This is a genomic window from Piezobacter thermophilus (genome assembly GCF_055386745.1).
In genome coordinates, this window is the sequence record NZ_AP042380.1 from 733,696 (window position 1) to 746,951 (window position 13,256).

General features: G+C 67.8%; 16 protein-coding genes. 13 read left to right on the forward strand and 3 right to left on the reverse strand.

The annotated features are described in order from the left end of the window. Positions 1-65 precede the first annotated feature (65 nt). From tsaA to ACZ5CM_RS03470, 5 genes are all read left to right on the forward strand, one after another. Positions 66-533: a tRNA (N6-threonylcarbamoyladenosine(37)-N6)-methyltransferase TrmO gene (tsaA, locus tag ACZ5CM_RS03450; RefSeq protein ID WP_464641283.1), complete on the forward strand. Its 468-nt coding sequence runs from the start codon at positions 66-68 to the stop codon at positions 531-533. Positions 534-672: 139 nt separating this feature from the next. After that, complete coding sequence (gene aroA, locus ACZ5CM_RS03455) at positions 673-2,025, forward strand: 3-phosphoshikimate 1-carboxyvinyltransferase (protein ID WP_464641284.1); 1,353 nt, start codon at positions 673-675, stop codon at positions 2,023-2,025. Next, a complete protein-coding gene (locus ACZ5CM_RS03460; protein WP_464641286.1) occupies positions 2,022-2,534 on the forward strand; it encodes a hypothetical protein in 513 nt (170 codons plus the stop codon). Before aroA ends, ACZ5CM_RS03460 begins: the two co-directional genes overlap by 4 nt. Further along, on the forward strand, positions 2,534-3,166 hold the full coding sequence (locus ACZ5CM_RS03465; protein ID WP_464641289.1) for a (d)CMP kinase: 633 nt from the start codon (positions 2,534-2,536) through the stop codon (positions 3,164-3,166). Before ACZ5CM_RS03460 ends, ACZ5CM_RS03465 begins: the two co-directional genes overlap by 1 nt. Beyond that, a complete protein-coding gene (locus tag ACZ5CM_RS03470; protein WP_464641291.1) occupies positions 3,163-4,161 on the forward strand; it encodes an aldo/keto reductase in 999 nt (332 codons plus the stop codon). The genes ACZ5CM_RS03465 and ACZ5CM_RS03470 overlap by 4 nt, the downstream gene beginning before the upstream one ends. Positions 4,162-4,211: 50 nt before the next feature. On the opposite strand, the gene mnmH is transcribed toward ACZ5CM_RS03470, so the two are convergent. Continuing rightward, positions 4,212-5,273, reverse strand: a complete 1,062-nt coding sequence (gene mnmH / locus ACZ5CM_RS03475; protein WP_464641292.1) for a tRNA 2-selenouridine(34) synthase MnmH — start codon at positions 5,271-5,273, stop codon at positions 4,212-4,214. A gap of 201 nt (positions 5,274-5,474) precedes the next feature. Here mnmH and ACZ5CM_RS03480 point away from each other — a divergent pair, with 201 nt between their 5' ends. The 4 genes from ACZ5CM_RS03480 to arsC are packed head-to-tail and all read left to right on the forward strand — an operon-like array spanning position 5,475 to position 7,646. After that, on the forward strand, positions 5,475-5,813 hold the full coding sequence (locus tag ACZ5CM_RS03480; RefSeq protein ID WP_464641294.1) for a DUF952 domain-containing protein: 339 nt from the start codon (positions 5,475-5,477) through the stop codon (positions 5,811-5,813). Next, complete coding sequence (locus tag ACZ5CM_RS03485; protein ID WP_464641296.1) at positions 5,810-6,244, forward strand: DUF1330 domain-containing protein; 435 nt, start codon at positions 5,810-5,812, stop codon at positions 6,242-6,244. The genes ACZ5CM_RS03480 and ACZ5CM_RS03485 overlap by 4 nt, the downstream gene beginning before the upstream one ends. After that, on the forward strand, positions 6,244-7,305 hold the full coding sequence (locus tag ACZ5CM_RS03490) for a quinone-dependent dihydroorotate dehydrogenase (protein WP_464641297.1): 1,062 nt from the start codon (positions 6,244-6,246) through the stop codon (positions 7,303-7,305). Before ACZ5CM_RS03485 ends, ACZ5CM_RS03490 begins: the two co-directional genes overlap by 1 nt. Then, positions 7,296-7,646, forward strand: coding sequence for an arsenate reductase (glutaredoxin) (gene arsC / locus ACZ5CM_RS03495; RefSeq protein WP_464641299.1), 351 nt, complete (start codon positions 7,296-7,298; stop codon positions 7,644-7,646). Before ACZ5CM_RS03490 ends, arsC begins: the two co-directional genes overlap by 10 nt. Before the next feature lie 11 nt (positions 7,647-7,657). On the opposite strand, the gene ACZ5CM_RS03500 is transcribed toward arsC, so the two are convergent. After that, positions 7,658-9,214, reverse strand: coding sequence for an AMP-binding protein (locus ACZ5CM_RS03500; protein ID WP_464641301.1), 1,557 nt, complete (start codon positions 9,212-9,214; stop codon positions 7,658-7,660). A gap of 380 nt (positions 9,215-9,594) precedes the next feature. Between ACZ5CM_RS03500 and rpsA the strand changes: the two genes are divergently transcribed. From rpsA to ACZ5CM_RS03520, 4 genes are all read left to right on the forward strand, one after another. Continuing rightward, positions 9,595-11,274 (forward strand): 30S ribosomal protein S1, encoded by a 1,680-nt coding sequence (rpsA, locus tag ACZ5CM_RS03505; RefSeq protein WP_464641303.1) that lies wholly within the window; start codon positions 9,595-9,597, stop codon positions 11,272-11,274. A 286-nt stretch (positions 11,275-11,560) separates the two neighbouring features. Then, a complete protein-coding gene (gene ihfB, locus ACZ5CM_RS03510) occupies positions 11,561-11,845 on the forward strand; it encodes an integration host factor subunit beta (protein ID WP_464641305.1) in 285 nt (94 codons plus the stop codon). Then, positions 11,846-12,196 (forward strand): lipopolysaccharide assembly protein LapA domain-containing protein, encoded by a 351-nt coding sequence (locus ACZ5CM_RS03515; RefSeq protein ID WP_464641307.1) that lies wholly within the window; start codon positions 11,846-11,848, stop codon positions 12,194-12,196. Positions 12,197-12,204: 8 nt separating this feature from the next. Continuing rightward, positions 12,205-12,867 (forward strand): phosphoribosylanthranilate isomerase, encoded by a 663-nt coding sequence (locus ACZ5CM_RS03520; RefSeq protein ID WP_464642472.1) that lies wholly within the window; start codon positions 12,205-12,207, stop codon positions 12,865-12,867. Positions 12,868-12,964: 97 nt separating this feature from the next. On the opposite strand, the gene ACZ5CM_RS03525 is transcribed toward ACZ5CM_RS03520, so the two are convergent. After that, a complete protein-coding gene (locus ACZ5CM_RS03525) occupies positions 12,965-13,120 on the reverse strand; it encodes a hypothetical protein (RefSeq protein WP_464641309.1) in 156 nt (51 codons plus the stop codon). Between the last annotated feature and the right edge of the window lie 136 nt (positions 13,121-13,256).

Genomic DNA, 13,256 nt, shown 5'->3' on the forward strand with positions numbered 1-13,256 from the left:
CCGCCCGTTCAGATGGGGCCGGGCGGATCCTTCATGGAGGCGGGAAATTGACCAGTTTCGGCGAGATGCGCGAAGGTGAAATCGCACTGGGCTTCGACCCGGCGGAGCGGGCACAGGCCGGCGTGACCTTCATCGGCCGGATCCGGTCGCAATGGGAGCCGGGCACCGCGCCGCGCAATCTGACCCAGGCGCGCACGGACGGTCATGGCGCGCGGATCGAACTTGACCCCGCCTATGCGCCGGGGCTTGCCGGGCTGGAGGTCGGGCGCGCGATCTGGGTGCTCTACTGGATGGACCGGGGGCGGCGCGACCTGATCGTGCAGGCCCCGCGCCACACGCCCGATCCCAGGGGCGTGTTCGCGCTGCGCTCGCCGGTGCGGCCCAACCCGGTGGCGATGGCGGCGGTGTGGATCACCTCGCTCGATCACGGGCGGGGGATCATCGGGATCGATGCGATCGACGCCTTTGACGGCACCCCGGTCATCGACATCAAGCCATGGATGGGCGGAATCGACGTGCCCCCGGAAAGGTGACCGGAAAGGTGGTCGGATAATTCGCCAAGGCGCCTCGGGCCCCGCCGGGCCGGCCCGCGCCGGCCTTCCGCCGCCTTGGCGCTGGACCGGGGGCGGCCAATTGGGTAAGCCCGGTGCGGCAACACGGTAAGGAAACGCAATGTCAGCCCACGGCAAACCCCTTCCCCTGCGCGCGATCCCCTGCGGCCCGCTTTCGGGCGTGGCCGAGGTGCCCGGGGACAAGTCGATTTCGCACCGCTCGCTGATCCTTGGTGCGCTGGCGGTGGGCGAGACGCGCATCTCGGGGCTGCTGGAGGGGCAGGACGTCCTCGACACGGCGCGGGCGATGCGGGCCTTCGGTGCCGAGGTGGTGGATCACGGCGGCGGCAACTGGTCGGTGCACGGGGTCGGGGTGGGCGGTTTCGCCGAACCCGAACAGGTGATCGATTGCGGCAATTCCGGCACCGGCGTGCGGCTGATCATGGGGGCCATGGCGACCACGCCCATTACCGCCACCTTCACCGGCGATGCCAGCCTCAACAGCCGCCCCATGGCCCGGGTGACCGACCCGCTGGAGATGTTCGGCGCCCGCGCGGTGGGGCGCTCGGGCGGGCGTCTGCCGATGACCATCGTCGGGGCCTCCGACCCGATGCCGATCCGCTACGAGCTGCCGGTGGCCTCGGCGCAGGTGAAGTCGGCGGTGCTGCTGGCGGGGCTGAACGCGCCGGGCGAAACCATGGTGATCGAGCGCACGCCGACCCGCGACCATACCGAGCGGATGCTGGCGGGCTTCGGCGCCCATGTCACGGTCGAAGAGGGCGCCGCGGGCCGGGTCATCACCCTGACCGGCCAGCCCGAGCTGGCCCCGCAGGAAATCGTGGTGCCCCGCGACCCCTCCAGCGCCGCCTTTCCCGTCTGTGCGGCGCTGATCGTGCCGGGCTCGGATGTCCTGGTGCCGGGGATCGGGCTGAATCCCACGCGGGCGGGGCTGTTTGCCACCCTGCGCGAGATGGGCGCCGACCTGACCTATGAAAACGAACGCGACGAAGGCGGAGAACCGGTGGCCGATCTGCGCGCGCGCTATTCTCCCGACATGGAGGGGGTCGAGGTGCCGCCCGAACGCGCGGCCAGCATGATCGACGAATATCCGATCCTGTCGGTGGTGGCCGCGAATGCGCGCGGCGCGACCATGATGCGCGGGGTGAAGGAGCTGCGGGTGAAGGAAAGCGACCGCATCGACGCCATGGCGCAGGGCCTGCGCGCCAATGGCGTGCGCGTCGAGGAAGGCGAGGACTGGTGGTCCGTCGAAGGCCGCGGCGCGGGCGGCGTGCCCGGCGGGGCCGAGGTGCGCAGCCATCTCGATCACCGCATCGCCATGTCCTTCCTGGTGCTGGGCATGGCCGCCCAGCGGGCGGTTGCGGTGGATGACGGCGGGCCGATCGCCACGTCCTTCCCGATCTTCCAATCCCTCATGGCCGGGCTTGGCGCCCGGATCGAGGAGGCCGGCGAATGACCCCCCCGCGCATGGGATACTGGCTGGCCTTCGGCGCCGCGCTTGCGGTTTACGCGGCGATGGTGTTCTGGACCCTGCCGCGGATCCTGGACGAGGCGGGCGGGCTGATGCCCTTCGACCTTCGCTTCTCGGGCTACGGGCCGGACGAGGCGCGGGCTTTCCTCTCGGCGCTGAGCGACGAGGGCCGGGCTGTCTATCTGGGGCCGCAGCGGCTGCTGGATGGGCTTTATCCCGCGCTGCTGGCGGTGGTGCTGGCCGGCGGGGTCGCGGCGCTGGTGCACTCGCCGCTGCTGCGGGTGGTGCTGCTGGTCGCGGTGCTGGGGGGGATGGCCGCCGATTACCTGGAAAATGCCCGCGTGGCGGCGCTGCTGACGGCGGATGCGGTCACCGACGAGGCGATTGCCGCGGCCAGCCGGGCGACGGTGGCCAAGTCGGCGCTGACGGGGGGCGCCATGGGCATGTTGCTGCTGGTGCTGGCGCGGCGGATGCGCGAGAGGTGGCGGGGCTGATGCGCTTCACGGTGGCCATCGACGGGCCCGCGGCAGCGGGCAAGGGCACGATTGCGCGCGCCGTGGCCGAGCGCTTCGGGCTGGCGCATCTCGATACCGGGCTGCTCTACCGCGCGGTGGGGGCGAAGGTTCTTGCCGGCGCCGATCCGGTGGAGGCGGCGCGGGCGCTGCGCCCCGCGGATCTGGATCGTCCCGACCTGCGCAGCCAGGAGGTGGCCGAAGCGGCCAGCCGGGTGGCGGCGATCCCGCAGGTGCGGGCGGCTCTGGTCGATTTCCAGCGCGCCTTCGCCCGGCGCGAGGGCGGCGCGGTTCTGGACGGGCGCGACATCGGCACGGTGATCTGCCCCGGGGCCGAGGTCAAGCTGTTCGTCACCGCCGATGCCCGCACGCGGGCGCGCCGGCGCTGGCTGGAGCTGCGCGAAAAGGGCGTCGAGACCGGCTTCGAGGCGGTCCTGGCCGAGGTCGAGGCGCGGGACGCCCGCGACCGCGCGAGGGCGGCGGCGCCGCTGCGCCCGGCCGAGGATGCGCTGGTGCTGGATACGACCGATCTGGACATTCCCTCGGCGGTGGCCGCGGCGGTGCGGGCGGTGGCGGCGAAACTGCCGAAGGATCACGGGAAGGAGGCGCGATGAAATACCGAGAGATGGGCCGGGGTGGCCCGAAAGTGTCGGCAATCGGGATCGGGGCGATGTCATTCGCCGAATTCTACGGCCCCACCACCGACGAAAACAGCCTGGCGATCCTGGATGCGGCGCTGGAGCTGGGCATCACCCATATCGACACCTCGAACATCTACGGCATGGGCCGGTCGGAAAAGGCCATCGGCCGCTTCCTGGCCGAGCGCCCCGGCGCGCGCGAGCGTTTCCACATCGCCACCAAGGCGGGGATCACCCGCGATGCCGACGGAAGGCGGTATTTCGACAATTCCCTGGAACATCTGGAGTCGGAACTGGACAGGTCGCTGGCGCGGATGGGCATCGACCATGTGGACCTGTTCTACATCCACCGCCGCGACCCGGACATGCCCATCGAGGAGGCCACCGGCAACCTTGCCCGGCTGGTGGAAAAGGGCAAGACCCGCGCCATCGGCTTTTCCGAGATTGCGCCCTCCAGCCTGCGCCGGGCGGCGGCGGTTCACCCGATTGCCGCGGTGCAGTCGGAATATTCGCTGTCCACCCGTTCGCCCGAGCTGGGGCTGGTCCAGAGCTGTAGCGAGCTGGGCGTGGCGCTGGTGGCCTTCTCTCCGGTGGGGCGGTCGCTGTTGACAGACCATCCGCTGGATCCGGCGATCATTCCCAGCCTGTCCTTCCTCAGGGTCAATCCGCGCTTCATGGAGCCGAACCTTTCGGCCAATCTGAAGATCACCGACCGCTTTCGCGCGCTTGCCGCCGAGATGGGCGAACCGGCCGCCGCCCTGGCCATCGCCTGGCTTCTGCACCGCGGCGACCATGTGATCCCGATCCCCGGCACCCGCTCGGTGGCGCATTTCCGCGAACTGGTGCGCGGCACGGAATTGTCCCTGTCGGCTGACGACATGGCCCGGATCGAGGCGGTCCTGCCGGTGGGCTGGGCGCATGGGGACCGCTACAGCGCCGATCAGTGGGTTGGTCCCGAACGCTATTGCTGAGGTAAGAGACTGCGGGGGCGGACGGGATTGCCTTCCGTCACAGGCGCCCGTCATCGGTCCGCGATTTCGTCCAGCTCCGATTCGATCCGCGCGGCAAGGGCGTCGAGTTGCGCGGGCTCCAGCCCCTCGGCCTCGATCCGGGCGGCCACCGGCGCCCCGACGTTGCGGCGCGACTTGGCATAGGCGGGATCGTAATGCTGCTCCATCAGGGCGCGGGTCAGCGCCACCCGGTCGCCCGCCGCGATCAGATCGAACCAGCCCGCCACCACTTCGCCGCCGCGATGCGCCTTGAGCGGGGCCAGCTTGCGCCGCAACCCGTCGCCATCCGACAGGATGTCGTCATAGGCCCGTGCCAGGTAGCGGGCGCGGGCCTCGATCGGGGCCGTCACCTCGATCCGCGGGGCCGCGCGCATCGCCTGCCAGAGGGCAGGCGGGATGATCCGTTCCCCGATCTTGCTTGATTCGGCCTCGACCAGCACCGGCCGGGCCGGGTCCAGCCCCTGCAATTCAACCGCCAGCGCGGTTTCAAAGGCCTTCTGGCTGGGCTGGGCTTCGGCCCGCGCGCCCAGAAGCGAACCGCGATGCGCGGCCAGCGCCTCAAGATCCACCACCTGCACGCCGCGCGCCCGCAGAAGGGCCAGAAGTTCGGTCTTGGCGGTGCCGGTATAGCCGTCCAGCGCGATCAGCCGGAAGGGCAGCGGCTGGTCATAGAGGTAGCCTTTGACCAGGCGGCGAAAGCTGCGATAGCCCCCCTGGACCGTGTCGGCCCGCCAGCCGATCTGGCCCAGCATCCATGCAAACGCCCCCGACCGCTGCCCGCCGCGCCAGCAATAGACCAGCGGCCGCCAGCCGCCGTCACGGTCCATGAGGCTGCGCTCGATATGATCGGCGGCATTGCGGAAGACCAGTGCCGCCCCGATCTTGCGGGCCAGAAACGGGCTTTGCTGCTTGTAGATGGTGCCCACCCGCGCCCGTTCCGCATTGTCCAGCACCGGCAGGTTGATGGCGCCGGGGATGCGATCCTCGGCGAACTCGGCCGGGCTGCGCACGTCGATCACGGTATCGAAACCGTGGTTCAGAAGATCGCGAAGCGAGGAGTATTCAATCGCCATGGCCCCCTCTAACCCGGATCGGAGGCAAGGGAAAGCGCGGTGCCGGGCGCGGCAGATGCGGCGGAGGAGGCGCGGCTTCTTCCGGGCGGTTGGGGCATGCGTCCGGCATTGCCGGACGCGTGCTTCCGGTCACGTGCCAGATGCCCCGGCGCGCGGGTTTTCACGCTTGATTCCCTGCCCATGTCGGGGCATCACCGGCCCATGCTGATCTACAAGATCTTTCGCGCCGGCGAATGGGATGCGCTGCGCGCGGCCGGCGAGAGCGACGGCGCTCCGGTCGATCGCGCCGACGGTTTCATCCATTTTTCCACCGCCGCGCAGGTGGCCGAAACGGCGGCGAAGCATTTTGCCGGGGAAGACGGGCTGGTGCTGCTGGCGGTCCGGGCCGAGCGGCTGGGCGAGGCCCTGAAGTGGGAGCCCTCGCGCGGCGGGGCGCTGTTTCCGCATCTCTATCGCCGCCTGCGACTGGACGAGGTGCTCTGGTCCCGGCCCCTGGTCCTGAGAGACGGGCGGCACCGGTTCCCGGAGGACATGGAATGACCGATGCCTTCATCGACCCCGAACGTGCGCAGTTCGAGGCGTTCAAGTCGCTCGACCGCGATCTGCCCATTGACATGCTCAACCTGGTGCGGCTGCGCGAGGTGGCCGCCTACCCGGAGGGGCACGATCTTTTCGGCAAGGGGTTGACCGGCGCCGAGGCATACGCCCGCTACGGTGCGCAGACCGGCCCGATCCTGTCCCGCGTGGGTGGCCGGATCGTCTGGCGCGGTGCATTCCAGATGGTGCTGATCGGACCCGGCGACGAGCGATGGGACCATTGCTTCGTGGCGCGTTACCCTTCGGCGCACGCCTTCCTGGAGATGGTGACCGATCCGGCCTACAGGGTGGCGGTGGTGCACAGGCAGGCGGCGGTTCTGACCTCGCGCCTGATCCGCTGCGATGTCAGCGAGACGGGCGAGGTATTCGGCTGATGGCGGCGCTGCTGGAGGCGGCGGGCCTTGCCGCGCTGCGCTGTCTTGACCCGGAAACCGCGCATGGGCTGGCGATCCGGGCGTTGCGTGCCGGGCTGGGGCCGCGGCCCGGCCCGGTGACCTCGCCGCGCCTGCGCATCCGGCTGGCCGGGATCGAGCTGCCCAACCCGGTTGGGCTGGCCGCCGGTTTCGACAAGAATGCCGAAGTGCTGGCGCCGCTTTCGCGCGCGGGTTTCGGCTTCATCGAGGCGGGTGCCGTCACCCCGCGCCCGCAGTCCGGCAACCCGCGCCCGCGGCTGTTCCGCCTGCCCCGGGACCGGGCGGTGATCAACCGCTTCGGCTTCAACAATGACGGGATGGAGGCGGTGGCGGAGCGGCTGGCGCGGCGGCCCGCGGATGCGGTGATCGGCCTCAATCTTGGCGCCAACAAGGACAGCCCCGACCGCGCCGCCGACTTTGCCCGGGTTCTGGTGCATTGTGGCGCCTGGCTGGATTTCGCCACTGTCAACGTGTCATCCCCCAATACCGAAAACCTGCGTGAGTTGCAGGGCAGGGCGGCGCTGGGCGTGCTCTTGCGCGGGGTGATGGAGGCGCGCGACCGGCTGCCCCGCCCGGTTCCGATCTTTCTGAAGATCGCGCCGGATCTGGATGACTCCGAACTGCACGACATCGCCGAGGTGGCCTGCGCGGCGGGCGTGGACGCGATCATCGCCACCAACACCACGCTGGATCGCACCGGCCTGCACGGGCCGCACGCGCATGAGGCGGGCGGGCTGTCCGGGGCGCCTCTGTTCGAGAAATCCACCCGCGTTCTGGCGCGCCTGTCGGTCCTGACCGGGGGCAGGCTGCCGCTGATCGGTGTCGGTGGGGTCGGATCGGCCGAGGAGGCCTATGCCAAGATCCTTGCCGGAGCCAGCGCGGTGCAGCTTTATACCGCGCTGGTCTTTGGTGGGTTGTCGCTGGTGGAGCGGATCCTGCGCGGGCTGGAGCGGTTGCTGGAGCGGGACGGCTTCGCCAATGTGGCCGAGGCCGTGGGACAGGAGAGGGAACAATGGCTGTGATCGAATTGTGGCACAATCCGCGCTGTTCGAAATCGCGCGCGGCGCTGAAGCTTCTGCAGGAGCGCGGCGCCGAGTTGCGCGTGCGGCGCTATCTGGAAGACGCGCCGGATCTGGCGGAACTTTCCGCTGCCCGCGCCGCGCTGGGCAATCCGCCGGTGATCGAGATGATGCGCCCCGGCGAGAAGCTCTTTCGCGAACTGGGCCTCGCCCGCACCGACCCCGACGAGCGCCTTCTGGCGGCGATGGCCGAACATCCGATCCTGATTGAACGCCCGCTCGCCATCGCCGGGGGCCGTGCGGTGATCGGGCGCCCGCCCGAGAAGGTGCTGGATTTGCTCTGACGCCTGCCGCGTCAGGCGCCGACCCGTTCGCGCAGGATCCTCCGCAGGATCTTGCCCGAGGCGGATTTCGGGATCTCCTCGACGATTTCCATGCGGCGGATCTGCTTGTAATGGGCCAGCCGCTCTTCCAGGTGGGACTGCAGATCCTCCAGGGTGACGGTTGCACCTTCGGCCGGGACGATGAATGCCATGGGAAGCTCGCCGGCCTCCTCGTCGGGCAGGCCGATCACGGCCGCATCGGTGACGTCCGGGTGGGTCAGAAGCGCGGCTTCCAGTTCCGCCGGGGCGACCTGGAAGCCCTTGTATTTTATCAACTCCTTCAGGCGGTCGGTGAGGAACAGGTAGCCGTCCTCATCCATGTAGCCGACATCGCCGGTATGCAGCCAGCCTTCGGCATCGACGGTTTCGGCGGTGGCGTCGGGGCGGTTGAGGTAGCCCTTCATCACCTGCGGGCCGCGCACCCAGACCTCGCCCGTCTGCCCCGGTTCAAGATCCCTGCCGGTTTCGGGATCGACGATCCGCGTTTCGGTATTGGGGATGGTGACCCCCGAGGCGCCCTTGCGGTTGGCGTGCACCGGGGTCATGTGGGTGACCGGGCTGGCCTCGGTCATGCCGTAGCCCTGGGTTGCGTTCGCGTTCAGCCGCCGGCCTACGGCATCGGCCACCTCGCCGCCCAGGGGGGCTGCTCCGGAAAAGACCTGGTTGACGCAGGAGAGGTCGAAATCGTCAACCATCGGATGCTTGGCCAGCGCGATGGCGATGGGCGGCACGATATACATGCGCGGCGTGCGGTGGCGCGCGCAGAGCGTCAGGAACTGCTCCAGGTCGAAACGCGGCATGGTCACCAGCCCGCCGCCGGCGCCCAGATAGACGTTCATCAGCACCTGCATCCCGTAGATGTGGAAAAAGGGCAGGAAGGCGACCGTCATCTCGCCCGGACGGATGTCGGTGGCGCCCAGGGTCTGCGCCACGTTCGCCACGAGGTTGCGATGGGTCAGCATCACCCCCTTGGGCAGCCCCGTCGTCCCCGAGGAATAGGGCAGAACGACCACGTCCTGCTCCAGATCGACTGGGGCCTGCTCGTCAAGCGGGCTGCCCATGAGATCGGAAAACGGCGTCGCATCGCCGGCATCCCCGATGACGACGATTTCCGCCACCTTCGTGCCCTCGGCCGCCTCGCGGGCAATGTTAAGGAAGGGCGCCACGGTGATCAGCAGTTCGGCCCCCGAATCGTCGAGCTGGTGGCGCACCTCGGCCGCGGTGTAGGTGGGGTTGATGGTGGTGATGGTGCCCCCCGACCAGGCGACTCCGTGAAAGATCACGCAGTATTCGGGCAGGTTCGGCGCCATCAGTGCCACCACCTTGCCACGGCCGAAGCCCCGCGCGCTCAGCCCGCCCGCCAGCGCCTTGACGTTCTGCACGAACTGCCCGGCCGTCATTTCCCGCCCCGAGGGCCCGTCGATCAGTACCACGCGCTCGGGGTCGTCGCCGAGCCCGTCGAAGATGCGCTGCGTGATCGAGACCGCGGGGATCTCCACATCCGGGTGCGGGCTTTTCCAGATTCTCATGTCGGTTCCTCCCTGAATCTTTTTCGCAAGTGTAGTCGCCGAACCTGCTTTGCCAACGGGAAAGGAAAGCTTTGCCCCAGCGTCACGTCGGCACATGCAGGGGCGCAATTCCTCATCACCCCTTCCTCTTGCCGAAAAATGCTCCCGCCGGAGGCGATGCGGCCTGCGGAGGGGGCGCAGGGCCTTGTCAGCGGCGGGCAAAGGACATATAGACGCCTCGTCGACAAGGCGAAAACGCCACGGGGCAAGGGGACGAGCAGGGTCGGATGTGCCGGCCCTCTTTGTTTTGTGCGCGGCCTGCCGACCAAACGAAACCTGAAAGACCGGCGGAGACAACCGCACGGCCGGAAAAACGCAAGTAAAAGGAAACCGAGACCAATATGGCTCAAAGCGCATCCATGGAGGAGTTCGAAGCCCTCCTGAACGAAAGCTTCGAAATGGACACGCCCAAGGAAGGCAGTGTCGTCAAGGGCAAGGTCATCGCCATCGAGAACGGCCAGGCCATCATCGACGTCGGCTACAAGATGGAAGGCCGCGTCGATCTCAAGGAATTCGCAAATCCGGGCGAAGAGCCCGACGTGAAGGTCGGCGACGAGGTCGAAGTCTATCTGCGCGCCACCGAGAACGCCCGCGGCGAGGCGGTGCTGAGCCGTGAAATGGCCCGCCGCGAAGAGGCCTGGGACCGTCTGGAGAAGGCCTATGCCAATGACGAGCGCGTCGAAGGCGCCATCTTCGGCCGCGTCAAGGGCGGCTTCACGGTGGACCTGGGCGGTGCCGTGGCGTTCCTGCCGGGCAGCCAGGTCGATGTGCGCCCGGTGCGCGATGCCGGCCCGCTGATGGGGCTCAAGCAGCCCTTCCAGATCCTCAAGATGGACCGCCGCCGCGGCAATATCGTGGTCTCGCGCCGCGCCATCCTGGAGGAAAGCCGCGCCGAGCAGCGTGCCGAGGTCATCGCCCGCCTCAAGGAAGGCGATGCGGTGGACGGCGTGGTCAAGAACATCACCGAATATGGCGCCTTCGTGGACCTGGGCGGTGTGGACGGTCTGCTGCACGTGACCGATATGGCGTGGCGCCGCGTCAATCACCCGTCCGAGATCGTTTCCATCGGCGAAACGATCAAGGTGCAGGTCATCAAGATCAACAAGGAAACCCACCGCATTTCCCTTGGCCTCAAGCAGCTGCAGGAAGACCCGTGGGATCTGGTCGGTGCCAAGTATCCGATCGGCTCGGTGCACAAGGGCCGTGTGACCAACATCACCGACTACGGCGCCTTCGTCGAACTGGAGCCCGGCGTCGAGGGGCTGGTGCATGTCTCGGAAATGTCCTGGACCAAGAAGAACATCCACCCCGGCAAGATCGTCTCGACCAGCCAGGAAGTGGACGTGATGGTGCTGGAGATCGACCCGGCCAAGCGGCGCGTGTCGCTGGGCCTCAAGCAGACCCAGCGCAACCCGTGGGAAGTCTTTGCCGAGCAGTATCCGCCGGGCACCGAGGTCGAGGGCGAGGTCAAGAACATCACCGAGTTCGGCCTGTTCATCGGTCTGCCGGGCGACATCGACGGCATGGTGCACCTGTCCGACCTCAGCTGGGACGAACGTGGCGAGGACGCGATCCAGAACTACCGCAAGGGCGATGTGGTCAAGGCGGTGGTCTCCGAGGTCGATATCGAGAAGGAGCGCATCTCGCTTTCGATCAAGGCGGTCGGCGGCGACAAGTTCGCCGAGGCCATCGGCGGCGTGAAGCGGGGTTCGGTCATCACCGTGACCGTGACCGCGATCGAGGATGGCGGCATCGAGGTGGAATACGAGGGCATGAAATCCTTCATCCGCCGTTCGGACCTGTCGCGTGACCGCTCCGAGCAGCGCCCCGAGCGGTTCTCGGTTGGCGACAAGGTGGATGTGCGCGTGACCAATGTCGATCCGCGTTCGCGCCGTCTGGGCCTGTCGATCAAGGCCCGCGAGATCGCCGAGGAGAAGGAGGCCGTGGCCCAGTACGGTTCGTCCGACTCGGGGGCGTCTCTGGGCGATATCCTGGGCGCTGCGTTGAAGCGCGACGAATAGGAGCCGCCGAAGAGGAAACCGAAGGCCCCGCGGCAAGGCTGCCGCGGGGCCTTTCTGCTGGGGGCCGGGCGAATCAGGGCCGTCGAGGCATGGGGCTGCGTGCGGTGACGGGCGCTGCCCCGGGGCAGTTGCGGGCAAAATCTTGCCGACGGGTCTGCCGATTGCGGGCGAGGGGAAAAATTCCGTGGATATTCCTGCACTTCCGGTTTCGGAACGGCGCGATTATTCCTATAGTTCCCGGCACAAGCAGTAAGGGAAGAAGACTGCCTCGGGAGGATAACCACCAATGATCCGGTCTGAACTGATTCAGAAGATTGCCGAAGAGAACCCTCACCTTTACCAGCGTGACGTGGAGCGGATCGTGAATACCGTGTTCGAAGAAGTCACCAACGCAATGGCGCGCGGTGACAGGGTCGAACTGCGCGGGTTCGGGGCCTTCTCGGTCAAGAAACGGGACGCGCGGATTGGTCGCAATCCCAGGACGGGCGAAACGGTGCATGTGGAAGAAAAGCACGTGCCGTTCTTCAAGACCGGCAAGCTGCTCAGGGATCGACTGAACGGAAAAGCCTAGATGCGTTATGTTCGCTACGCCTTTCTCGCAGTGATCGGGGTCGTGCTGATCTCGGTTTCGCTGGCCAATCGCGACCCGGTGTCGCTGCGCCTCATGCCCGGTGATCTTGCCGATCTGGTCGGCTTCAATCCCGACGTTACGGTGCCCCTGTTCATCGTGGTGCTGGCGGGTATCGCTGCGGGGCTGGTGATCGGCTTCGTCTGGGAATGGATGCGCGAATACAAGCATCGCCGCGATGCCGGGCAGAAGGCGCGCGAGCTGCGCAAGCTGGAGCGCGAGGTCTCACGCCTCAAGAGGCGCGAGCACGAAGGCAAGGATGAGGTCCTGGCCCTTCTGGACGAGGCGAGTTGAGCCGGGCCATGCCGTCCTCTGACATCCGGGTCAAGATCTGCGGCCTGACCACGGCCGCCACGGTCGAGGCCGCGGCCGAGGCGGGCGCGCGCTATGTCGGATTCGTGTTCTTTGCCAGATCGCCGCGCAACCTGTCTTTCGAGGCGGCGGCCGATCTGGCGGCGGCGGTGCCGGTGGGGCTGTGCAAGGTCGCGCTGACCGTGAATGCCGAGGATGCCTTTCTGGACCGGCTGATGGAGCAGGTGCCCATCGACATGCTGCAGCTGCACGGGCAGGAAAGCCCCGCGCGCGTGGCCGAGGTGAAGGCGCGTTATGGCTTGCCGGTGATGAAGGCGATTGGCGTGGCCGGCACGGCGGACATGGCGGCGATCGATGTTTACTCGGATGTGGCCGACCAGCTTCTGATCGACGCCAGACCACCAGAAGGCGCCGATCTTCCCGGCGGCAACGGGCTCATGTTCGACTGGCAGCTGCTGGCGGGGCGGAAATACTGGCGCCGGCCGTGGATGCTGGCCGGCGGGCTGACGCCGGACAACGTGGCCGAGGCGGTGCGCGTCACTGGGGCACGGCAGGTGGACGTGTCCTCGGGGGTCGAAAGTGCCCCGGGGGTGAAGGATGCCGGTCTGATCCGCGCCTTCGTCGAGGCGGCCACGGGGGCGCGGCGCGGTTAACCGTTCGTCAACCACCATGCGCCATGGTTGGAACATGTCCCGGCTGCCCGAACATCTGACCCCTGAGGCTTGGTTGAACCAGATTTTCGCCTCTACGTCAGCCCGGCGCGGCGGCATCGTCAAGCGCCAGGTGCGCGATGTCGAACGACTTGTCGGGCGTGAGGCCTTCCTCCGCGAAATTGAGCGTCGCGGCTTCCAGGTACTCGAAAACGGAGGTCACTTCGTCATCTTCTGCAATGCCCTGCCCATCCATCGCCCCACCTCTCAAGGGCTTTCGAAAGCCCTTGAGCAAGCCGCTTCGAAGCGGCTTGACGGGATGGCGGGGCAGACGCGGTTTCGAAACCGCGTCGGCAAGGCGTTTCGAAACGCCTTGCTTGCCCTTGCTGGTC